Genomic DNA, 23,098 nt, shown 5'->3' on the forward strand with positions numbered 1-23,098 from the left:
GCCCGCTTGATCGCGCCGCGCCGGCGGTTCACGACAGAGCGCGGCATGGGCTTCGCGCCCTGTGTCCCGAGCGGGCTTGGCCCGAGGACAACGACGCCAGGATTTCCAGCAGTTCGTCGGGATCGGCCGGCTTGTGCAGCATGACGAAGTCGGTGGCGGCGACCTCCAGAATCGGCTCGACCGCCGTGTCGCCGGTCAGAATCACGGTGGGAATGGCGAAGCCGGCGCGGCGGGAGATTTCCGTCGCGGTCTCCGTGCCGGTCAAGCCGGCGCCAAGCCGGTAATCGGCGAGAATGGCGTCGAATCTCCACTGTTCCCGTTCGGCCAGCGCCAGCGCCCTTTCGCCGGTGTCGGCGCTGCGGACCTCGTAGCCCATACATTGCAGCAAGATTTCATGCGCCTCGCGCACCGCCTCGTCGTCGTCGATGACGAGAATGCGGCCGCCCGGACCGACGACAGCCCGCCGGGCTTCGACGGCGGCCGGCGTGGTCCGCTCCAGCGGCAGCAAAAGCGAAAAGCGCGTGCCGCGCCCGAGGCGCGAGCTGACGGCCACCTCCACGTCGAGCAGCCTGGCGAGGCGCGCGACGATGGCGAGGCCCAGGCCCAGGCCCCGGCTGGCGTCGCGCCCGGGATTGTTGAGCTGATGGAATTCCTGGAAAATCTCGCCTTGCTTGTCGGCGGGAATTCCGACGCCGGTGTCGATGACGTCAAGCCGGACATGGGCGCCGCGGCGGCGCAGGCCAATGAGAACGCCGCCGGAGCGGGTGTAGCGCAGCGCATTCTCGATCAGGTTGCGAACGATCCGCTCCAACAAAGTGGGGTCGGTGTGGATGCGCAGGGCGCGGGGCGCAAAGCGCAGCGCGAGGCCGGTTTCCGCCGCGCGGGCGCCGTACTCGTCCGCCAGCCGCGTCAGCATTTCACGCAGATCGACGCTGGTCTTGACGGGTTCGACGACGCCGGCGTCGAGCCGGGCGATGTCGAGAATCCCCCGCAACAGGCCGTTCAGGCTGTTCACGGCGTCCTGCGCCTTCTCCATGGCGCGGTTGGGGGCCTGCCGGTTGGCGATCTGCACCTCGATGACGCGCAGCAACGCCGTGAGCGATTGCAGCGGCTGACGCAAGTCATGGCTGGCGGCGGCGAGGAATTTCGACTTGGCGATATTGGCGCGCTCGGCTTCGGCCTTGGCGAGAACCAGCGCCTCCTGGGCCTGCCTGCGCTCGGTGATGTCGACGACGAAGGACACGCCGTCGTATCGCGACTCGTCGAGCATGGCGGCGGCGATCAGGACGGGAAGACGCGAGCCGTCCTTGCGGACATATTCCTGTTCGAACGGCGCGGAATTGGCGCCGAGCGCCATAAGTTCCGCATAGGACTGCTCGTTGAGGTTTTCGAACTCCGGCGGAACCATGCGCCGCCAATCGATCCGTCCGGCCGCCAGATCGCCGCGCTGGTAACCGGTCATCTCCAGGAACTTGTCGTTGGCGTCGACGACCAGGCCGTTCCTGTTCCAGTAGAACAGACCCAGCAGCCCCGAATTATAGAAACGCTGCAACCGCTGTTCGCTCTTGCGCAGCGCCGCTTCGGCCTCGACGCGCGCGGCGATGTCCACGCCGAGGCCGCCGACATAGCGCCGCCCCGACGAATCCAGATAGGTGAATTTGTTGTTGAGCCACCAGCCGAGGCTGCCGTCGGCTTTCGGCATGGCTTCGAGCGATTCGATCGGCGCTTCCGCCGCGAGGGCCGCAAGATCGCTTGCCTTGCAGGCTTCGGCGACGGCGGGCGGGAACAGGTCGAAATCGGTCTTGTCGAGGGCGTCTTCCAGCCGCAGCCCGGCATGCCGTCGAAAATTTTCGCTCATGAAGACGTAACGGCCGTTTTCGTCCTTGAGCCAGGCGACCAGGGCGCTGTTGTCGAGGAACGCCTTCAGCCGTTTTTCGCTCGACTGCAAGGCGTCTTCCGCCTGCTTGCGCTCGGTGATGTCGTCGAAGATCGCCACGAAATGATCGGGGCCGGGGCAGCAAACGGAGATATTGAGCCAACGCGCGGTCGGCTTGAACTCGATGGTGAACCGCTCCGGCCGCCCGCTCCGCGCGACCCGGCCGAAGGTTTCGATCAGCCTCGGCAAGGCCTCGCGCATTTGCGGCAGCGCTTGCGTCACGCGTTTGCCGACGACGCTGTCCACGCCGCTCTGCCGGTCGAAGGCGGAGTTGGCGGCGAGCGGAATGAAATCGACGGGTTGGCCGGTTTCGTCATAAACCATCCGGCCATAGGCGCACCCGTCCGGCATGGTTTCGAATAACGCCTGGAACCGTTCCTCGCTCTCGCGCAGCGCCGCCTCCGCCCGCTTGCGTTCGGCGACGTCGACCGCCCGCTTGCGCTCGGTGATGTCGAGGACGATGCCGATATAGCGTTCCGGCTTGCCGCCGGCGCCCATCAGCGGGCGCCCGCGCGACAGCAGCCAGCGTTCCGGCGCGCCGGCGGGCGTGTTGACCCGCCACGACGTCTCGAACTCCCGGCCCGCCGCCGCCTCGGCGCCGATCAATTGCGCGACCCGCGCGCGGTCGTCGGGATGGACCGATTGCTCCCACAGCTCATAGGACGCCTCTCGGCCCGTCGCTTCGAGATCGAACAGGCCCCAGACGTTGTCCGACCAGACGTTGCGGCCAGTCGCGAGGGTCCATTCCCAGATCCCGGATTCGGTGGCTTCCAGAGCGAGCTGCATCCGCGCTTCGGCGGCCTCGCGTTCGACAATTTGCTTCGACAGTTCAAGCGTGCGTTCCGCGACCAGCCGTTCAAGCTCGACGCGCCGGACGTCCTCGACGCGCCGCCGCTTCAGTTGCGACTGCTGAACTTTTTCGGCGCCCCAGGACACGAGAAAGCCGTTGACGACGAAGATCGCCACCCCCAGCCCGTTGAACGGCGGCGGCGCGATCAGCGCCCCGACCGGCTCGATCCAGAAAGCGCCGGCGATGGCCACCGATAGAATGGTCGCCAGCAGTCCCGCAAGCATGCCGCCGGACAGCGCCGCCAGCATGACGGCGGGGTAGAAGGTCACGAAGACGAAGGGCATCCCCAGGGCGGACAGAATCAGTCGCAGCACGGCGGCGGCGAGGACGAGGGCGACCGCCATGTCGTAGCGACGCGGGCCGATCTCCGGCTCGAAACAGGGGCTCGGCTGAAGGGACGGCGCCGTTTCGCTCAGACTCATCTGGACATTCCTGGTTTCAAACCAACCCGGGCCAGGGCGGCGACAGCCTCCCGGGCGGGGCGCGGTTCAAGGTCGAGAGTTGAAAACACCACAAGCATCGCTTTGAAAAAGCTCCGCAAAGTAAAGCGAGGCCCGGCGACGCTCAAGACGTCTGAAAGTCAAGACACGCTTACGATTGCGCCGTCTCGTCGCACAGTCTTGACGGGAAAGGCAAGTTTTATGCTCAAATTAATGTCGATAAAGGGAGAGAATGGGGAGAAAACTCTGGGGAGGGCGCCCTGAACGAGGCGGCCGTTGCGGACCGGGCCGCCCAATCCGCCGTCGCAAACCGGGAAATCTGGCCGTCCTCCACGCATTTTCGCCTGTTTTCGCCGCGCCGCCCCTGCCGATGACGCCTGTCGAGGGCGCCTTTGCGCCGTTTCCCGGCGTGAAACCTTGAGCTTTACATATGAGAGCCGCCCAAGCGCCGGCGACCTCCCCCTACCTGGTTGCGACGGGGCGCCCCATCGACTAAAACGCGTCCATGTCCGGCGATCTCCCGATCGCGCGCGGGCGCTGTCGCGGGGACGCATGGCTGCTCTTTCCAACCGTCAAGCCGGCGCTGCGGAGGCCTGATGCTTCTCGATGTTCTCGGCGCGGCGCAAGACCTCGGACGGGTGCAGGACCTCACCTCGCTGCTGATCCGCTACGGGTTCGGCGATCTCGCACGGCGCCTCGGGCTGGGGCGGGCGCTGGAGAACGCGGGCCGCCTGCTGCACTGGGCCGAGCCGGAGGAACTGGCGCGGCTGGAGCCGCCGCAGCGCATCCGCCGCCTGCTGGAGGACATGGGACCGAGCTTCGTCAAGCTCGGGCAAATCCTGGCGACGCGCATCGACCTGCTGCCGCAGGACTATATCGACGAATTCTGCAAGCTGCAGGACCGGGCGCCGCCGCTGCCGTTCGACACGTTAAAAGCCGTGCTCGAACAGGATTTGGGCGCGCCGCTTGAAGAGCTGTTCGCCGAGGTCGATCCCACGCCGGTCGGCGCCGCGTCGCTGTCGCAGGTGCATCTGGCGCGGCTGAAAACCGGCGCGCGCGTGGTGCTGAAGATCAGGCGCCCCGGCGTGCGGAAGGTGGTGGAGGCCGACCTGCGCCTGCTGAAGCGCCTCGCCGAAATCGCGGAGTCGCGCATCGACGAAGTCCGCCGTTACCGTCCCATCGAAATCGCCGCGCAGTTTTCGCGCACCATGCGCCGCGAACTCGACCTCGCCGCCGAATGTCGCAACGCCGAGCGCGTCGCCGAAAATTTCGCCGACGACCCCACCATCGTCGTGCCCAAGGTCTATTGGCGCTGGACCTCGGAGCGGCTCAACGTCCAGCAATTCATCGACGGCATTCCCGGCCGCGATCTCGCTTCCGTCGAAGCCAGCGGGCTCGACCGCAAGCTGCTCGCCCGGCGCGGCGGCGCGGCGGTGCTGAAAATGGTGTTCGAGGACGGTTTCTTTCACGCCGACCCGCACCAGGGCAACGTGTTCTTCCTGCCCGGAAACCGCGTCGCCTTCATTGATTTCGGCATGGTCGGCCGGCTGTCGGAAGCGCGGCGGCGCGAACTGGTCGACCTGCTGCAAGGGTTTGTCGAGCGCAACCCGGGCCGCGCCGTCGACATCCTGCTGCAATGGGCCAAGCATGACGTCGTGGACGAGGAGGCGCTCACCACCGACGTCGACGCGCTGATCGACAGCGTCCATTCCGTCCCGCTGAAATCGCTCAACCTGCCGCGATTGATCAACGATCTCGTGGCGCTGTTGCGCGAACACAATCTGGCGCTGCCGTCCGATCTCGCCCTGCTGACCAAGGCGTTCATTTCGCTCGAAGGCATGGGCCGCCAGCTCGACCCGGATTTCGACATGATGGCGACGGCGGAGCCGTTCCTGAAAGACCTGATTTTGGCGCGCTATTCGCCGAAAACGCTGGCGCGGCGGAGCCGGCAGGGCCTTGGCGACATGATCGAGGTGATGAGCGGCCTGCCCGCCGATTTGCGCAAGCTGGTCAAGCAGGCGCAATCCAGCAATCTGAAGCTGCGTCTCGACGTCGAGAAGCTCGGCGAGGTCGGCGACAAGATCGAGCGCGGCGCGGCGCGGCTTGCGCTGGCTCTGGTCACCTCCGCGCTGATCCTGGGTTCCTCGATCGCGATGACCGCCTCCGGCGGCCGGTTGCCGGTGGACGTGTCCTATTTCGCCATGTTCGGCTTTTTGGGCGCGATGCTGGGCGGGGTGTGGATCATCCTGTCGATCTGGCGCGGGCGGTGACGGCGTCGCGCGGATGACCCGCAAGACATCGGCGTGAGACCATGCCGCGCCGGACGCAGCTATGCCGGGTGGAGGCGATGAGAATGTGCGCCGAATTGGCGCGCCCAAGGGGAATCGAACCCCTGTTTTCGCCGTGAAAGGGCGACGTCCTAGACCGCTAGACGATGGGCGCTTCCGCGCAGCGCTGCCGCGCGAAGTAGGGCGTGTATAGATGCGGTTCGGCTCCAGCGCAAGCCCCTCAAACCGCTCTTTTCGATTTTTGTTTCACGCCGGCGCCATGTCCACCAGACGCGCCGACACCTTGGGACGCCCGCCCCAATGATCCAGCGACAAAGCGCAGGCCAGATGCGCCCGTCCCCGCGTTTGCGCCACCGCCTGCCCCAGCGTCGTTTGCGCCGAACGGAAGCTGACCAGCTCCAGCTTCGAGCCGTCGCCCGCCTGCGCCCGCACCCGCAGGTGGTCCGCGCCGAACGGATTCACTTCCGTGATTCGATGTTCGGGCAGGACGAAAACCGGCTCGGGATTGCCGGAGCCGAACGGACCCGCCTTCTCCATCTCCTCGACCAGACGCGGCGCGCAGGCGCCGGCCGTCAGCAGCCCGTCGATCGACAGCCCCGGCCCTTTGCGCGCCTGCGCCACCGGCGCCGCAAGCGCCTCTTCGAGAAAGGCCTGGAACGCCGGCAGCTTGTCGCGCCGGACCGTGACGCCCGCCGCCATGGCGTGGCCGCCGCCCTTCTCCAGCAGGCCGCGCTCCACCGCCGCCCGCACGCAGCGGCCGAGATCGACGCCGGGAATCGAACGCGCCGAGCCGGTCGCCAGATCGCCGGAAAACGCCAGTGCAAACGCCGGGCGGCCATAAGCCTCTTTCAGACGCGAGGCGACCAGGCCGACGATGCCCGGCTGCCAGTCGTCGCCGCCCGCGACCAGCGCCGCCGCCTCCGGATCCAGCGTCAGCTCCGCCTGCGCCATGGCCTGTTCGACCATGGCCTTTTCCAGCACCTGCCGCTCGCCGTTGAGCCGGTCGAGTTCGGCGGCGATCAGGCCCGCCTGCAGATCGTCGCGCTCGAGCATGAGCTTGGCGCCCAGGGCCGCGTCGCCGATGCGGCCGCCCGCGTTGATGCGCGGCCCGAGCTGGAAGCCGAGATGCCACGCGCGCGGCGGGCCGTTGACGCCGGCGACATCGGCCAGGGCGCGCAGGCCGGGACGCGCGCGATTGCGCATCAGCGCGAGGCCCTTGACCACAAAGGCGCGATTGAGGCCGGTGAGCGGGGCGACGTCGGCCACCGTGGCCAGCGCCACCAGATCGAGGCCAAGCAGCAGGTCGGGCTCGGGATGCTCGCGCCAGTAGCCGCTCTGGCGCAGGGCGCGGTTGACCGCGACCAGGGTGAGGAACACCACCCCTGCCGCACAAAGCGCCCCCTGCCCGGAGATGTCGTCCTGGCGATTGGGATTGACGACGACGGCCTCGGGCAGGCTTTCAGGGGCCTGATGATGGTCGAGCGTGAGCGCGTCGAGGCCGAGCTTCTTCGCCTCGATGAACGGTTCGTAGGAGGTGGTTCCGCAATCCACGGTGACCAGCAGCTTGGCGCCCTGGCGGGCGAGGCCGCGAATCGCCTCGACATTGGGGCCGTAGCCCTCGGTGATGCGGTCTGGAATGTGCAGCAGGCGCGGCGTGCCGCAATAATCGAGAAATTCCGCCAGCAGCGCCGCCGAACAGGCGCCGTCCACGTCGTAATCTCCGAAAATCGCCACGGTTTCGCGGCGCAGGATGGCGGAGACGAGGCGTTCGGTCGCCGCCTCCATGGCGGTGAGCGCGAACGGGTCGGGCAGCAGCGTCCGCAGCGTGGGATCGAGGAAGCCGAGCGCGTCATCCGGCGCGACGTCGCGGCCGGCGAGAATGCGCGACATCAGGTCCGACAGGCCCGACAATTGGGCGATGGCCAGCGCCCGCGCCCGGCCGGCTTCGTCGAGACGGTCGCGCCAGATCTTGCCGGTGACGCTGGACTGGACGCCGAGGAAAGGGCGCTCAGGCGTCATGCGAATCGCGCGCGACGGCGCGCAGGAAAGCGGGACGCGTGCGGCATCGCTCCAGATAGGCGTCGAACGCCGGGCGCGTTTCGAACATTTTCAAGAGTTTTAGGACGTAATTCAGGTTCGAGGCGAGCATGACGTCGGCGGCGGAAAACGTCTCGCCAAGAATATAAGGCGTCGCGGCGAGCTGCTCCTCGACGACAGCGAAGACCCGCGCGGCCGAGCCCCAGCCCGCCGCCGTCTCCGGCAGCTTCACCTGCGCCGCCTTTTCGGTCATGGCGGCCTCGATATTGGCGCTGGCGAAGAACAGCCATTGCCAGAATTTTCCGCGCGACGGGTCGCCGACGGGAGGCGCGAGGCCGGAATCGGGGAATTTTTCCACGAGATAGGCGAAGATCGCGCCGGATTCGGCGACCGTCGCGGCGCCGTCCTGCAGCGCCGGCACTTTTTCCATAGGGTTGATGGCGTGGAAGGCGGGGGTGTGGTGCGCCCCAGCGCGCAAATCGAGTTTGTGCAGCTCGTAGGGGCGGCCAATCTCCTCCAGCAGCCAGAGCACGCGCAGGGCGCGGGTTTGCGGAGCCCAATAGAGTTTCATCGCCATCTCCCCCTAACGCGAACAAATTACGAACACGCGAGAAAAAGGTCAAGCCGGCGGAAAAAAAGGGGCGGCGTTTCCGCGCCGCCCCAATGGCTCAGGCCGCGCCGATGCTGCACGCGGTTTGCGCGCCTTCGTCCCAGCCGTCCCACAAAAAGTCTTCGTGGCGACCGTCGGCGATCAGGCGCAGGGCGTAGCGGGTCTGCTCCTTGTAGAAGTCGCAGAACGCGCCCTTTTTCTCCATGCCGCCGTTCATTTCATGCGCTTCGGCCGGACAGGGCGAGCCGCAGAAATGACGAATCGCGCAGGTCGCGCACTCCTCGATGTCCTCGACCTTGCGGCCGGTCACCAACCGGAACGGCTCGCTATCGAGCACATCGGCGATCTTGTCCGTGTAAAGATTGCCGCCGGCGAAATTCGGCAGGCCGATGAATTCGCTGCACGGGAACATGTCGCCGCCGGGCGCCAGCGCGAAAAAGCTGCGGCCGCCGCCACAGGGCGAGATGTCGCACATCAGCCGCCGCGCCGTCGGCGCCAGGATCGCGATCAGGATGTTGGCGAAATTCGCCACCACCATCTTGCGGCCGGTTTCCTTGTAGAGTTCGTGGGTGCGCTCCAGCGCGGCGATGAACGCCTTGGCGACCTGGGCCTCGCCGCCATTGACCGCGCGCGCGCCCGGCATGGTGCAGCGGGTGACGTTCAACATGCAGGCGGGCACGCGGTGCTCGTGGAAAAACTCCACCATTTCCGTCAGATACGGCAGATTCTCCGAGGTCATCGTGCAGATGACGTTATAGCCGGGATAGCCGTCGAGCATCTTCATCGCGCGGATGACATGGTCGAACACGCCCTCGCCGCTCCAGCGCTTGCGCGTGCGCTTGGCGACGTCGGGCGCGGGGGCGTCGAGCGACAGGCCGATGCCGACGCCGCGTTCGGTGAGGAATTTGACGGCGTCTTCATCCAGCAGCGTGGCGTTGGTCTGCACGCCGAAGCGGAACTTGTCCTTAAAAGCGTCGATGCCGGCGAAAATCGCCTCGCGCGCCAGCATCGGCTCGGCGCCGTGGAAAATCACCTGCGGCAGGCGGTCTTCCGGCATATGGCCGCGGAAATACGTGTGCAGCCGCTCCAGCGCGTCCAGCACTTCCGCCGTGTCCATCTGCTTGCCGCGCTTGCGCATTTCGCCGGGAATGTAGCAATAGGCGCAGTCGAGGTTGCAGCGCTCGGTGGCGTTGAAATAGACCGCCGAGGGTTTCAGATGAAACCGCAGCATGTCCATTTCGCGGGCGAATTCCGCGCCTTTTTCGCGCAGGATTTCGACCAAAGGCCCGCCGGTGAGGCTTTCCGCGAGGTTTTCCTTGCGCACCAGGCCCCAGAAGGCGGTGTCCGCGTTCACCACGGCGATGTGGCTGGGGTGGCCGATGTCAAACGGCTCCAGAGTCGCAAGAGGGCTCCTTTCGGAGCCCTCCGCGATGACGAGCGCAGGCGCGCTCAACGCTTCACCTGCTTGTCCATCAGCACGTAATGCGACAGGCCCGTGCCTTCGGCGTCGCAGGTCTTGCGGATGGCGATTACCGCCGGACGGGCGGGCGTGGCATGTGTCGTGTTGGAAGTCGTGTTCACGGCATTGCTCCGATGCGCAATGAGGAACGTCGGCCAAGCAAAAGCGCCGGCCGAAATCCTTTCCATCGGATTTCGTCCCCCGTTTGTCACATCCAGCAGGTCTTCTGGCTCTCGGATCGTCCGAAACGGACGCCTTCCCAGCAGGGTGGACCCCGCCAGTGGCTGGCTCGGCGCCGGAGCGCTTCGCCGTGTCCGTCTCGTCCCCGATTACAGCGGCGGGACCGCCGCGGATTTGCACCGCGTTCCGGGATACTGGATGAAATGTCGGTAGGACCGGCGCGCCGGACTGTCAAGGGGCGGGCGGGACGGCGCGGATGTCGTGCGAGAGCTTTCCTGAGGACGCCGAGGCCAACGCCCCTGCCCTCTCCCCGCTTCGGCGGGGAAAGGGGGCCGCCGGCGCCTCGGCCCTTAGGCCTCCGTTTCGCCGGCGTCCGCGCCCTCGACGCCAATGTCGCCCTCGCCGTCGCCGTTCTCGACTTCGCCGATGCGCTCGACCGACACCACCTTCTCGTCGTCGGCGGTGTTGAACACGATCACGCCCTGGGTGCCGCGCCCGGCGATGCGGATGCCCTCGACCGGGCAGCGGATCAGCTGGCCGCCATTGGTCACCAGCATGATCTGGTCGGTCGGCTCGACCGGCATGGAGGCCACCAGCTCGCCGTTGCGGGCGTTGACCGCCATGGCGACGATGCCCTTGCCGCCGCGCCCGGTGACCCGGTACTCGTAGGACGAGGTGCGCTTGCCGAAGCCGTTGGCGGAAATGGTCAGGATGCGCTGCTCGCGCTGCTGCATCTCGGCGAAACGCTCGGGCGTGATCGCCGCGTCCTCCGCCGCCTCCTCGGTTTCGACCGCCTCCTCGTCGCCGTTGGTCCGGCTCATCTTCAGGAAGGCGGCGCGCTCGTCGCCGCTGGCGTCGCTGTGCAGCAGGATCGACAGGGCGATGACGTGATCGTCATCGGCCAGCGAAACGCCGCGCACGCCCATGGAATCGCGGCCCTTGAACACGCGCACGTCCGTGACCGGGAAGCGGATGCATTGGCCGCGCGCCGTGGTCAGCAGCACGTCGTCGGACTCGGTGCAGATCTGCACGTCGACGATGCCCTCGCCCTCGCCCAGCTTCATGGCGATCTTGCCGGCGCGGTTGACGCTGGTGAAATCGCTGAGCTTGTTGCGCCGCACCGAACCCGAGGTGGTGGCGAACATGACGTCGAGCGTCTCCCAGCTCGCCTCGTCCTCCGGCAGCGCCATGATCGAGGTGATGGCTTCGCCCTGCTCCAGCGGCAGCATGTTGACCAGCGCCTTGCCGCGCGATTGCGGCGCCGCCAACGGCAGCCGCCACACCTTTTCCTTATACACCTTGCCGCGCGAGGAGAAGAACAGCACGGGGGCGTGGGTCGAGGCCACGAACAGGCGGTGGACGAAATCCTCGTCCTTGGTCTGCATGCCCGAGCGGCCCTTGCCGCCGCGTTTTTGCGCGCGGTAGGTGGAAAGCGGCACGCGCTTGATGTAGCCGGCGTGCGACACCGTCACCACCATCTCCTCGCGCTGGATGAGATCCTCATCCATCATGTCGCCGTCGACATCGAGGATTTGCGTGCGGCGCGGAATGGCGTGGGCGGCCTTCACCGCCAGCATCTCGTCCTTGACGATGCCGAACAATTTTTCGCGCGAGTGCAGGATTTCCAGATATTCGGCGATTTCGGCGGCGAGGCGGTTCAGGTTTTCCGCGATCTCGTCGCGGCCCAGCGCGGTCAGGCGCTGCAAGCGCAGCTCGAGAATGGCGCGGGCCTGCTCCTCCGACAGGCGGCAATTGCCGTCCTCGTCGAGGCCGTGGCGCGGGTCGGCGATCAGCGCCACCAGCGGCGCCATGTCGCGCGCAGGCCACACCCGCTCCATCAGCGCGGCGCGGGCTTCGCCGGCGTCGGCGGAGGTGCGGATCAGGCGGATGACCTCGTCGATATTGGCGACGGCGATGGCGAGGCCGACCTGGATATGGGCGCCGTCGCGCGCCTTGTTGAGCTTGAACTTGGTGCGGCGGCTGACGACCTCCTCGCGGAAGTCGATGAAGGCGCGCAGGCAGTCGATCAGGGTCAGGCTTTCCGGGCGGCCGCCGTTCAGCGCGATCATGTTGACGCCGAACGAGCTTTGCAGCGCAGTGAAGCGGTAGAGCTGATTCAGGATGACGTCGGCCACCGCGTCGCGCTTCAGCTCGATGACGATGCGCATGCCCTCGCGGTCGGACTCGTCGCGCAGGTCGGAAATGCCTTCGAGCTTCTTGTCGCGCACCAGTTCGGCGATCTTCTCGATCAGAGTCGCCTTGTTCACCTGATACGGGATTTCCGTGAAGATGATGGCTTCACGGTCCTTGCGCAGCGATTCGATGGTGGCGACGCCGCGAATCAGAACCGAGCCGCGCGAGGTTTCGTAGGCCTGGCGGATGCCGGCGCGGCCCATGATCGAGCCGCCGGTGGGGAAATCCGGCCCCGGCATGATTTCGAGCAATTCCGGCAGGGTGATCTCGGGATTGTCGATCATGGCGACGCAGGCGTCGATGGCCTCGCCGAGATTGTGCGGGGGGATGTTGGTGGCCATGCCCACCGCGATGCCGCCCGCGCCATTGACCAGCAGGTTGGGGAAGCGCGCCGGCAGGACCGACGGCTCCCTCTCCTTGCCGTCGTAATTGGGCTGGAAATCGACCGTGTCGGAATCGATGTCCTCGATCAGCGCCATCGCAGGCCGGGCCAGGCGCGATTCGGTGTAGCGCATCGCCGCCGCGCGGTCGCCGTCCACCGAGCCGAAATTGCCCTGACCGTCGATCAGCGCGAGACTCATCGAGAACGGCTGCGCCATGCGCACCAGGGCGTCGTAGATCGCCGCGTCGCCGTGGGGATGGTACTTACCCATGACCTCGCCGACGATGCGCGCCGACTTGACGTAGGGGCGGTCGGGCAAAAAGTTGTTTTCCTGCGTGGAATGCAGGATGCGCCGATGCACCGGTTTGAGCCCGTCGCGGACGTCGGGCAACGCGCGGCTCACGATCACGCTCATGGCGTAAGCGAGATAGGAGCTTTTCATCTCGTCGGTGATCGACACCGGGCGGATGTCGGAGGGCTGCGGGACCGGCGGATCGGTGTTGTCGGGCAAGATCGACTCTGGGTTGTTCTCTGATTTTGCCGTTCTTCTATGCGATTCTCGCGGAAAACGCCAATTTGCCCCGCGGCGGCGTTTGCGGCGGAGACGCCCCGATTTCAGCGGCTTGCCGAAGCGTTTCTCGCGGCGGCCGCGAACGGATGAAAGAAAAACGACAAATTACGGCCGGCGCGCGGCTTGCAGGCGCCGGACGCGGGGACTAGCTTCGGCCCGAAAAGTTGATGGGATTGATCATGAAAGTCACGGAATCGGCGCTGGACGCGATCGGAAACACGCCGCTGGTGAAACTGCGCGCGGCGTCGGAGGCCACCGGCTGCGCCATCTACGGCAAGGCGGAGTTCATGAATCCCGGCGGCTCCGTCAAGGACCGCGCCGCCCTCGCCATCATCCGCGACGCCGAGGCGACCGGCGCGCTAAAACCCGGCGGCACCATCGTCGAAGGCACGGCGGGCAATACGGGAATCGGGCTGGCGATGGTCGCCAATGCGCTGGGCTATCGCACGGTGATCGTGATTCCGGACACGCAGTCGGACGAGAAAAAGAGCATGTTGCGGCTGCAGGGGGCCGAACTGATCGAAGTGCCGGCGGTCCCCTATTCCAACCCCGACAATTACGTCAAATATTCCGGGCGGCTGGCGCAGCAATTGAACGCCAGGGAGCCGAACGGCGCGGTCTGGGCCAACCAGTTCGACAATGTCGCCAATCTGCGGGGACACGAGGAGACCACCGGGCCGGAGATTTACCAGCAGCTCGGCGGGCAGGTGGACGGATTCGTCTGCGCCGCGGGGACCGGAGGCACGCTGGCCGGCGTGGGGCGGGCGCTGAAAAGCCGCAAGCCCGACGTGAAGATCGCGCTAGCCGATCCGATGGGCGCGGCGCTTTATTCCTATTATACGACCGGGGAGCTGAAGTCCTCGGGCTCGTCGATCACCGAAGGCATCGGCCAGGGGCGGATCACCGCCAATCTGGCGCAGGCGCCGGTGGATTTCGCCTATCAGATCCCCGACGAGGAGGCGCTGCCGATCGTGTTCGATCTCGCCGCGAAGGAGGGCCTGCTGCTTGGCGGCTCCTCGGCGATCAACATCGCCGGGGCGATCCGGCTGGCGAAGCAGCTGGGGCCGGGCAAGACCATTGTGACCGTGCTGTGCGACAGCGGGGCGCGCTATGCGTCGAAACTGTATAATCCCGCGTTCTTGCGCGAGAAGGGCCTGCCGGTTCCGGGCTGGCTGGCGTAAGAGGGCGGCGGCGCGGCGCCTGACGAGGCGCGGCGCGGCGCCAAACTGCGGCGCGTCTTTCGAAAGGGCTTCAATCCGCGCGCCGTTGCGCTAACTTGTCGCCGCAAGGGAGACGCGCATGACCGGTTTGAATCAAGATTTGCTGGTGTCCACCGATTGGCTTGCGAAGCGCCTGGGCTCGCCGGGCCTCGCCATCGTCGACGCCTCCTGGCATTTGCCCAGCGCCAACCGCGACGCTCACGCCGAGTTCCTGCGCCAGCACATTCCGCATGCGGTGCATTTCGACATCGACGCCATCGCGGACAAATCCACCAATCTGCCGCACATGCTGCCCGACGCCGTCGCCTTTTCCAGCGCGGCGCGCAAGCTTGGCGTCGGCGACGGCATGAAGATCGTGGTCTACGACTCGCTCGGGCTGTTTTCCGCGCCGCGCGTGTGGTGGACGTTCCGGGTTTTCGGCGCGCGCGACGTCGTGATCCTCGACGGCGGCCTGCCCAAATGGCTCGCCGAGGGACGCCCGGTCGCGGACGGCCCCGCCCTGCCGCAGCCGCGCCATTTCACCGCGCGGCTCGACCATTCGCTGGTGGCCTCGCTCGACGACATCCGCGCGGCCTCTGAGAAGAAGACGACGCAAATCCTCGACGCCCGCTCCGCCGCCCGCTTCCAGGGCGACGAAATCGAGCCGCGGCCGGGCCTGCGCTCCGGCCATATTCCCGGCGCGCGCAACCTGCCCTGGACCGACCTGCTGCACGAGGGCCGGTTGCGTCCGCGCGAGGATCTCGAGGCCGCTTTCGCAAAGGCGGGCATCGATCCGGCGCGGCCGACGCTGACCACCTGCGGCTCCGGCGTATCTGCCTCAATTTTATCCTTCGCCCTCGCCAACGCCGGCCATGACATCGCGCCGGTTTATGACGGCTCGTGGTCGGAATGGGGGCAGGTCTCGGATCGACCGGTCGCCATCGGCCCCGCCTGAGGCGAAAAACGCGCCGGAGCGCGTGAACGCGCGCCCGAGAGGGCGTTCGCGCGACTCCCACGAGACTCTTTCACGCCTGCACACCTTTTCAGCAAGTTTGCCTTTCTTGTAGGCAGTTTGCGAAAAAATCCTTCCTCGACTCGCTGGCAAGGCAAGCGTTGCGGTGCTATGACGCTTTGGTTACGCGCGGCGGCCGAAAACCCGCGTTTGACAGGGAGAAGCCCCCGGGAATGAAAAAAGTCGAAGCGATCATCAAGCCCTTCAAGCTCGACGAGGTCAAGGAGGCGCTCCAGGAGGCGGGCCTTCATGGCATCACCGTAACGGAAGCCAAGGGTTTCGGGCGTCAGAAAGGCCACACAGAGCTTTATCGCGGCGCCGAATATGTCGTGGACTTTCTCCCCAAGGTCAAAATCGAGCTGGTTCTGGCCGACGAGGCCGTGGAGCGCGCCGTCGAGGCGATCCGCAAGGCGGCTCAGACCGGCCGGATCGGCGATGGCAAGATTTTCATTTCCAACATTGAAGGCGCAATTCGCATCCGCACCGGAGAAACCGGCGTGGACGCCGTCTGATCTTCCCCCTCCCAAAAACGTCATCTTCTCAAGAGGCGCAAAATGACGACTGCCAAGGACGTGCTTAAAAAAATCAAGGACGAAGACATCAAGTATGTCGACCTCCGCTTCACCGATCCGAAGGGCAAGTGGCAGCACGTCACCTTCGACATCACCATGGTCGACGAGGACTTCTTCGCCGAAGGCCAGATGTTCGACGGCTCCTCGATCGCCGGCTGGAAGGCGATCAACGAATCCGACATGAAGCTGATGCCCGATCCGGCCACCGCCTGCATCGACCCCTTCTTCTCCGCCTCCACCCTGTCGATCGTCTGCGACATTCTCGACCCGATGACCGGCGAGCCCTACAACCGCGACCCGCGCGGCATCGCCAAGAAGGCCGAGGCCTATCTCAAGTCCACCGGCATCGGCGACACCGCCTTCTTCGGCCCGGAAGCCGAATTCTTCGTCTTCGACGACGTCCGTTTCAAGGCCGACCCCTACAACACGGGCTTCGTGCTCGACCACGTCGAACTGCCGACCAACTCCGACACCCCCTATGAGGGCGGCAACCTCGGCCACCGCGTCCGCACCAAGGGCGGCTATTTCCCGGTCCCGCCGGTCGATTCCTGCCAGGACATGCGCGGCGAGATGCTGGCGGCCATGGCGGCCATGGGCGCCAAGGTCGAAAAGCACCATCACGAAGTGGCCTCGGCCCAGCATGAGCTCGGCCTCAAGTTCGGCACGCTGACCACGATGGCCGACCACCTGCAGATCTACAAGTACGCGATCCATCAGGTCGCGAACTCGTATGGCAAGACCGCGACCTTCATGCCGAAGCCGATCTTTGGCGACAACGGCTCGGGCATGCACGTCCACCAGTCGATCTGGAAGGCCGGCAAGCCGGTGATGGCTGGCGACAAATACGCCGACCTGTCGCAGGAATGCCTGTACTACATCGGCGGCATCATCCGTCACGCCAAGGCGCTCAACGCCTTCACCAACCCGTCGACCAACTCCTACAAGCGTCTGGTCCCCGGCTTCGAAGCTCCGGTGCTGCTGGCCTATTCCGCCCGCAACCGTTCGGCCTCCTGCCGTATTCCGTGGACGAACAGCCCGAAGGCCAAGCGCGTGGAAGTTCGCTTCCCCGATCCGACCGCCAATCCGTACCTGGCCTTCGCGGCCATGCTGATGGCCGGCCTCGACGGCATCCAGAACAAGATCGATCCGGGCGCCGCGATGGACAAGGATCTGTACGATCTGCCGCCGCGTGAGCTGAAGAAGATCCCGACCGTGTGCGGCTCGCTGCGCCAGGCTCTGGAATCGCTGGACAAGGACCGCACCTTCCTCAAGGCCGGCGACGTGTTCAACGACGACTTCATCGACAGCTACATCGAGCTGAAAATGCAGGAAGTCTATCGCACCGACATGACCCCGCATCCGGTCGAATACGACATGTACTATTCGGTCTGATCCGTTAGGATCGACCTCGGGCGGGCGCAGCCCGCTCGACAAGACACAGAAGACCGCCCGTTTCGGGCGGTCTTTTTCTTTTCAGGCCGGACGGCGCGCGCGCGCGACCGCCGGCGCGGTATAGCGTCGCTCGATCGCCGCCTTGACGCTGGCGCGGCTTGTCTTGGCGTCGTTTTTGCCGGCGTCTTCCGCCGCCGCGATCTCGTCGGCGAGCGCATCATCCTTGATGGCCCCGCGCGCCCAGGCGGAATAATCGTGGCGGCGCAGATGGTGCAGCCAGGTTTCGTCGTCCACGCCCTCGGCGAGCTGCAAAAAGACCGTCAAATTCTGCGCGCGCAGATTGAGCGCGCCGCGCGGGCCGCGAAAGAAAAAACTCTTGTCCGGCCCCAGCTCGCCCTCGGCATATTTGCGCACGTGACGCTCGATCTTCTTTTGCGGCGCGCGCAGCGAAACCAGCCGCGCGCCGCCGCCCCGGCGCCAGTGCAACGCCTGCCCCGGCGACGGCGCGGCTGGAACAGATGGCGGCGCCTCGCCGACAGCCGCACAGAAGGCGCGCAAGACGCTCTCGGCCTCCGCGCCCAATGCAAACAGATTTTCGACCGCGGCGAGCGCCGACGGCGAGACGCAACCGGGATCGACGGTCAGCAGGATCGCCCCGGGCCATCGCTGCGGCAGGGCGAGCGCATGGGCCGGGCGCTCGCACGGCAGCAGATGATGCGCCTCGTCGATCAGAATCCAGTGGGGCCGCCCCGTTTCGGCGCGTAAGACGGCGAGTTGCGCCATGATGCCGGAAAACAACGCGGGCCGGTCGGCGGCGTCCAGGGCGAGCAGATTGACGACGACATTGACATCCGGAGATCGCAACTGGTCCAGAACCGCCTGAGCGCGCGGCGCGGTTTGCGGATCGCCAAGCGCCACCGTCCCAGCGAGATCGACATGGTCGCCTTCCGGGTCGAACACGCAAACCTGAAAGCCCTGGCCGACAATCTGTTCGGCCAGCGCCGCCGCCGTGGTGGATTTGCCGCCGCCCGACGCCCCGGCGATCAGGACGGCGCCGCCGGCGGGCGACAGCGTCACCCTGTCCTCCCCCTCGCCCTCGACGCCGATCTCGATCCGCTCGCGCTCGGGCACGGCGAAGGCGTCGATATCGCGCGCCAAAATCGCCTCGATCAATTCGACCACGCCGGCGCCCTGCCGCGCCTCGGTCACGAGATCGGCCCCGGCCTTCAGCATGGGCAGCGCATTGGCGACCGCGACCGCGAAGCCGCTGGCGCGCAAGAAGGCGTGGTCGTTTTCGGCGTCGCCGACCGCCGCCACATTGTGGGCGGACAGGCCGAGATCGTCGAGCGCGGCGGCGAAGCCCGAGGCTTTGTTGACGCCCGCCGGCAGGACCATCACGGCGCCCTTGTTGAAAATGATCTGCAATTCGAGCCCGAGGTCGCGGATCGCGCGCAGCACGGTCTCCTCATGCGGCTCCCACGTGGCGACAATGGTCTGCCCCACCGACAGCGGCGTCACGCCTTTTTCCCGCAACGCCGCCACCAGACGTTCGGGCGGCGGCGGCGCCAGCGGTCTTCGCCATCCGCCGGCCGGATCGACCAGCACCCCGCCATTTTCCGCGACCACCCGGTCGAACACGGCGAGATGCGGAAAGACTCGCTCCAGATCGGGCGTTTCTCGGCCTGTGACCAGGATCAGCTTGCGCCCTGACGCCTTGAAACGCTTCATCGCGGCAAGCGTCGCGTCATCCACGCGGCTGTCATGCGCGAGGGTGCCATCATAATCGGTGGCGAGGCCAAGAATATACATGCCGGCTCCGGGCAGGAATCGACAAGGCAACGCCGCAGGCCCCGCCGCCGTTCCGGTCACGCCCCCACGCCAGCAGGGCGAGCCTGAGCCCGACGCGGCCGACAAGCCCCCGAACCGCCGCCAGCGCGGCCTCAGGCGCCGTGCGTCACTTGCGGCGTTTTTTTGGCGCGGCCTCTTTGCGGGGACGCGGCCACAGAGCGGCGGCCATTTTTTCCGCTTCGCGCGTCATGGCGCGCTGCTGTTGGCGGGCGGCGGCGGTCATCAGGCCGCGCGCGGCGCTCGTCGCCTTGCCCATGACGCTGTTGGCGCCGCTCAACCAAAGACTCATCATCGGGTTCTTTCGGTAGATTCGCATGCCGGTCTCCTGTCCGCTGGTAACGCGCAGGAGGCCGGTTCGGCGCCGACGCGATCAGTCCGCGTCCGGTTGCGGCGAAAAGCTCGCCAGCAAATCGCGCGGAACGTCGCCGAACGTCGTGCGGGTCCAATGCTTGCGCGAGAACTTGTAGGCGGCGACGCAACGCGTGGCGTCGAAATGCCCCAGTTCGAACCCGTCGAGCACCAGGGTTTTTGCCAACGCGTTGGCGTCGTCCGCAAAATAAAAGGCGGCGCTCCGGGTTATCAGGCCCGGCCCGGTGGAGAGCCAGACCATGTCGGAATCGCCGTTCTCGACCGCCTCCGTCGCCGCCGCCAGCGCGGCGGCGATCAGCGGATGCCGGGGCGCGGCGGCGAGGAAATTATTGCCGATCGAGCCTATATCTTCCTGAGACAGGATCAGATCGTAAGGCGCGCTGTCGAGATGGGACAGCGGCGCGACGCAGCGGTCGTCGGCGTCGGCCCAGTAGCCCCCGCACGCATAGAGAAAGGCCAGCCGGAACAGATCGGCCTTCATCGCCGGCTCCCAGGCGCGGTCATAGGCCCCCAGAACGCGCGTCATGTCGTGGCGCCTCAGAAACTCCCGGGCTTCGATGGACGAAAACAGCCGATAGGCGCAATCCGGGTTGAGGCTGCGCCAACTGTCGCAATAGACGGCCACATCGGCCGGAAGCGATTGGTCCCAAAACTGGGCGATATTGGCGGGGATGGCGCCGCGCGCGGCCCCGGCGCCAAAGCGCGGCTTGGCGAAGCGCCGGGCGCGGCGCAAGGCGACGACGAATAGCAGGGCGGTCGGCGTATGGTCGGGATTGTCCCGCGCCAGGACGGCGAGCCGCTGCGCCGCGTCGGGTCCGATGTTCGCCGCCGCGATCTGCTCCAGCAAACCGCAATCCAGGCGGAATTCGTCGAGAATCTGCCCCGTCATGGTCTGCGTGGCGCGGCCCTCGCCACGGTTGCGCAGGCGATGCCCGACGTTCCGCTGCGCGGAGGCGCGGAGATGACGCTGCGCCAGAGCCACATCCGGCAACAGCATAGCCGCGCGGGCCGCTTGTTCGTTCAGCCCGGCGTCGCCGCCATCGAGCGCGAGCGCCTCGTCGAAACAGCCGCGCGCCTCGCGCGGACGCCAGCGGGCCAGGGCCAGCAGCCCGCGCCAACCGGCGAGGCGCGCCCGCTCCCGCGCGTTGAGGGAATCGCGCGCCGCCAGTTCACTCTCCGCTTCGACAAAACGGCCAAGCGCGATCAAAAGCCCGATCCGTCGCGACGCGATTTCAAACTCGTCGGGAAAATGCGCTTGCGCCGCGTCCAAAATTTTCAGCGCGACCGTCGGTTCGCCGCGATCGCGGGCGATGTCGGCGCGGCTCATCGCCAGCGCGGGCGTCGCCCCGAAATTCCGCTCGCCGCGCGCCAAAGCCTGTTCGGCGTCCGCGACGCGGCCCAGCCGGACGAGGCAAAAAGCCAGGGCTATATGCGAGCCGGGATTGCCGGCGTCCAACGCCAGCGCCCGCAGCCGCAAGTCCGCCGCCGTGGCGAAATCGTCGAAGACCTGCGCAAAAAAGGCCATCGTCTCCAACGGCGCCGGATGCCGTGGAAAGTCGGCGATGGCGCGGCGCACGCGTTCGAGCGCCGATGCGGCGTCGCCACGGCTGAACTCGCACATCGCCCGCTCGGTCGCCGCCTGAACCACGGAAGGGTCCGCCTCGGCGGCCGCCGCAAAAGCGGCTTCGGCGGCGGCGAAATCGCCGAGGGCGCGCGCATTGGCGCCAAGCCGCATGTGAAGATAGGCCGAACCGGGCTGGCGCGCGATCGCCTGTCGCAGGCGACGCTCGGATTCCTCAAGGCGACCGGCCTCGAAATCCAGCCGCGCCAATTCGACCAGCGCCTGGACCGGGGCGCCCGGCGCCGCGGCGGCGCGGCCGAAACAGTCCCGCGCCAGATCGCCCTGCCCCATGCGCGCCGCGATCTGGCCCTTGCCGATCAAAGCCGCGACATGGGCGCCGTCGAGCGCGAGAATGGCGTCGAACTGTTCGGCGGCGGCGGCGAGCTTTCCCTTGGAGGCCAGATGGTTCGCCAGCGCCCGCCGCGCGTGAACGCAATCCGGCTCAGCCTGAACGGCGCGGCGATGGAGCGCGGCGATGTCCTCGTCGGACGCGTGGCCTCGGGACAGGTCGGCCACGACCGTCCAGGCGAGCCCCAAATTTTCATGGGCCTCCGCGAACGCGCGCGCAAAATCCTCGGCTTCGTCGCGCCGGCCGAGATCGCGCAGCGTGAAGGCGACATCCTGCGCCATCCAGACATTGTCCGGTTCGGCGGCGTGGGCGGCGCGGAAATGATCGAGCGCCGGTTCGGGCGCGCGGCGCTGGCGGGCGATCTGGCCAAGGGCCTGCCACGCCCGCGCGAGATCGGGTTTGTGGGCGATGAGGGTGCGGAACACCTCCTCCGCGTCGTCCAGTCGCCCGGTCTCCCTCAGGGCATAGGCGAGATCGAGACCGATCCAGACGTTGTCGGGCTCGCCGGCGCGCGCGGCGCGCAAATGCGCCAGCGCCTCCTCCCACTCGCCGCGCTGCCGAACGATCTGGCCAAGGGCCTGCCACGCCCGCGCGAAATCGGGTTTTTGGCCAATGAGCGCGCGAAAGATCGCCTCGGCGTCGTCGAGTTGGCCGCATTCCCTGAGACTCTGGCCGAGTTCGTTGGCGATCCAGACATTGTCCGGCTCACAGGCCAGCGCCTGACGCAAATGCGCCAGCGCCGCTTCCCAGTCGCCGCGTTGCCGGGCGATCTGGCCGAGGGCCTGCCAGCCCCGTGAAAAATCGGGTTTTTGGGCGACAAGGCCGCGAAACACCGACTCGGCCTCGTCGAGACGCCCATTCTCCCGCAAAGCGCGGCCCAAATCCTGGCCGATCCAGATGTTGTCGGGTTCTTGAGCGGCGGCGGCGCGCGCATGGGCCAGCGCCTCGTCCCAGGCGCCGCGCTGGCTGGCGATCTGCCCGAGCGCCTGCCAGGCGCGGGCGAAATCCGGCGCGCTCGCGACGATGTCGCGGAACGCTTTCTCCGCGTCATCGAGGCGCCCCGCCTCGCGCAAGGCCTGCCCCAAAGCATTTGCGATCCAGACATTGCCAGGTTCGCAGGCCAAAGCCCGGCGAAAATGACCCAGCGCCTCCTCATGCGCCCCGCGCGCCGCCGCCATTTGGCCGAGCGCCTGCCAGCCGCGCGAAAAATCCGGTTGTTTGGCGATCACCTCGCGATAAACCGCCTCCGCCTGCTCGATCCGGCCGGCCTCCCGCAATTCATGGCCAAAGTCGTGGCCAATCCAGATATTTTCGGCGTCGAGGCTCCAGGCTGCGCGAAATAGGTCGAGCGCTTCGGCCCGCGCGCCGCGTTGGCGCAGGATCTGGCCGAGCGCCTGCCGCCAGCGGGCGAAATCCGGCATCTTGTCGACCAACCCGCGATAGACCGCCTCCGCCTCCTCAAGCTGGCCGGCCTCACGCAATTCATGGCCATAGTCGTGGCCGATCCAGACGTTCTCAGGCTCGCGCGCGAAAGCCTCGCGGAAATGCGCGAGCGCCTCGGTCCGCGCCCCGCGCTCGCGCGCGATCAGGCCGAGGCCATGCCAGACCCGCGAAAACTCCGGATTCAGGGCGAGGCTGCGCGTAAATAGCGCGACGGCTTCATCGTCGCGCCCCTCCTCCCTGGCGCGACGCCCCAATTCATAAAGCGCATGGGGGTCCGTCGCGTCGCCGCTCTCGACGGCATGTTCGCAATTCGCGTCCAAAATGGTCAATCCGTTTTCAATCGTTCC

Annotated in this window: 14 protein-coding genes, 1 tRNA gene and 1 riboswitch; of the genes, 5 read left to right on the forward strand and 10 right to left on the reverse strand. The window is 66.7% G+C overall.

Annotation, left to right across the window (positions count from 1 at the left end; translation table 11 throughout):
• Positions 1–28 precede the first annotated feature (28 nt).
• Complete coding sequence (locus tag CFB24_RS01645) at positions 29–3,208, reverse strand: hybrid sensor histidine kinase/response regulator (RefSeq protein WP_088518827.1); 3,180 nt, start codon at positions 3,206–3,208, stop codon at positions 29–31.
• Between the two features lie 614 nt (positions 3,209–3,822).
• Here CFB24_RS01645 and CFB24_RS01650 point away from each other — a divergent pair.
• Complete coding sequence (locus tag CFB24_RS01650) at positions 3,823–5,496, forward strand: ABC1 kinase family protein (RefSeq protein WP_088518828.1); 1,674 nt, start codon at positions 3,823–3,825, stop codon at positions 5,494–5,496.
• A 96-nt stretch (positions 5,497–5,592) separates the two neighbouring features.
• On the opposite strand, the gene CFB24_RS01655 is transcribed toward CFB24_RS01650, so the two are convergent.
• The 6 genes from CFB24_RS01655 to gyrA all read right to left on the reverse strand — a co-directional run bounded on the left by CFB24_RS01655 (position 5,593) and on the right by gyrA (position 12,886).
• A tRNA-Glu gene (locus CFB24_RS01655) sits at positions 5,593–5,668 on the reverse strand.
• A gap of 92 nt (positions 5,669–5,760) precedes the next feature.
• Positions 5,761–7,533: a single-stranded-DNA-specific exonuclease RecJ gene (gene recJ, locus CFB24_RS01660; protein ID WP_088518829.1), complete on the reverse strand. Its 1,773-nt coding sequence runs from the start codon at positions 7,531–7,533 to the stop codon at positions 5,761–5,763.
• The gene (locus tag CFB24_RS01665) at positions 7,523–8,122 is read right to left on the reverse strand and encodes a glutathione S-transferase family protein (protein WP_088519475.1); all 600 of its coding nucleotides are present in this window, start codon (positions 8,120–8,122) and stop codon (positions 7,523–7,525) included. Before CFB24_RS01665 ends, recJ begins: the two co-directional genes overlap by 11 nt.
• 97 nt (positions 8,123–8,219) lie before the next feature.
• Positions 8,220–9,614, reverse strand: coding sequence for a peptide-modifying radical SAM enzyme CbpB (cbpB, locus tag CFB24_RS01670; protein WP_206605489.1), 1,395 nt, complete (start codon positions 9,612–9,614; stop codon positions 8,220–8,222).
• On the reverse strand, positions 9,611–9,742 hold the full coding sequence (cbpA, locus tag CFB24_RS01675; protein WP_088519477.1) for a modified peptide precursor CbpA: 132 nt from the start codon (positions 9,740–9,742) through the stop codon (positions 9,611–9,613). Before cbpA ends, cbpB begins: the two co-directional genes overlap by 4 nt.
• A gap of 77 nt (positions 9,743–9,819) precedes the next feature.
• A riboswitch (cobalamin riboswitch) is annotated at positions 9,820–10,014 on the reverse strand.
• Positions 10,015–10,150: 136 nt separating this feature from the next.
• Positions 10,151–12,886: a DNA gyrase subunit A gene (gene gyrA / locus CFB24_RS01680; RefSeq protein ID WP_244593269.1), complete on the reverse strand. Its 2,736-nt coding sequence runs from the start codon at positions 12,884–12,886 to the stop codon at positions 10,151–10,153.
• A 239-nt stretch (positions 12,887–13,125) separates the two neighbouring features.
• Here gyrA and CFB24_RS01685 point away from each other — a divergent pair, with 239 nt between their 5' ends.
• The 4 genes from CFB24_RS01685 to glnA all read left to right on the forward strand — a co-directional run bounded on the left by CFB24_RS01685 (position 13,126) and on the right by glnA (position 17,121).
• Positions 13,126–14,127: a cysteine synthase A gene (locus CFB24_RS01685; protein ID WP_088519478.1), complete on the forward strand. Its 1,002-nt coding sequence runs from the start codon at positions 13,126–13,128 to the stop codon at positions 14,125–14,127.
• A 118-nt stretch (positions 14,128–14,245) separates the two neighbouring features.
• The gene (gene sseA, locus CFB24_RS01690; protein WP_088518831.1) at positions 14,246–15,100 is read left to right on the forward strand and encodes a 3-mercaptopyruvate sulfurtransferase; all 855 of its coding nucleotides are present in this window, start codon (positions 14,246–14,248) and stop codon (positions 15,098–15,100) included.
• Between the two features lie 230 nt (positions 15,101–15,330).
• The gene (locus tag CFB24_RS01695; RefSeq protein ID WP_088518832.1) at positions 15,331–15,669 is read left to right on the forward strand and encodes a P-II family nitrogen regulator; all 339 of its coding nucleotides are present in this window, start codon (positions 15,331–15,333) and stop codon (positions 15,667–15,669) included.
• A 42-nt stretch (positions 15,670–15,711) separates the two neighbouring features.
• Positions 15,712–17,121: a type I glutamate--ammonia ligase gene (glnA, locus tag CFB24_RS01700; RefSeq protein ID WP_088518833.1), complete on the forward strand. Its 1,410-nt coding sequence runs from the start codon at positions 15,712–15,714 to the stop codon at positions 17,119–17,121.
• An 81-nt stretch (positions 17,122–17,202) separates the two neighbouring features.
• Here the strand turns inward: glnA and CFB24_RS01705 are convergent, their stop codons facing one another.
• From CFB24_RS01705 to CFB24_RS01715, 3 genes are all read right to left on the reverse strand, one after another.
• Positions 17,203–18,930 (reverse strand): HAD family hydrolase, encoded by a 1,728-nt coding sequence (locus tag CFB24_RS01705; RefSeq protein ID WP_088518834.1) that lies wholly within the window; start codon positions 18,928–18,930, stop codon positions 17,203–17,205.
• Between the two features lie 145 nt (positions 18,931–19,075).
• Positions 19,076–19,285, reverse strand: a complete 210-nt coding sequence (locus tag CFB24_RS01710) for a hypothetical protein (RefSeq protein ID WP_104469675.1) — start codon at positions 19,283–19,285, stop codon at positions 19,076–19,078.
• 54 nt (positions 19,286–19,339) lie between these two features.
• A complete protein-coding gene (locus CFB24_RS01715) occupies positions 19,340–23,080 on the reverse strand; it encodes a tetratricopeptide repeat protein (protein ID WP_088518836.1) in 3,741 nt (1,246 codons plus the stop codon).
• Positions 23,081–23,098: the final 18 nt, after the last annotated feature.

This window comes from Rhodoblastus acidophilus (assembly GCF_900187365.1).
Classification (GTDB): Bacteria; Pseudomonadota; Alphaproteobacteria; order Rhizobiales; family Beijerinckiaceae; genus Rhodoblastus; species Rhodoblastus acidophilus.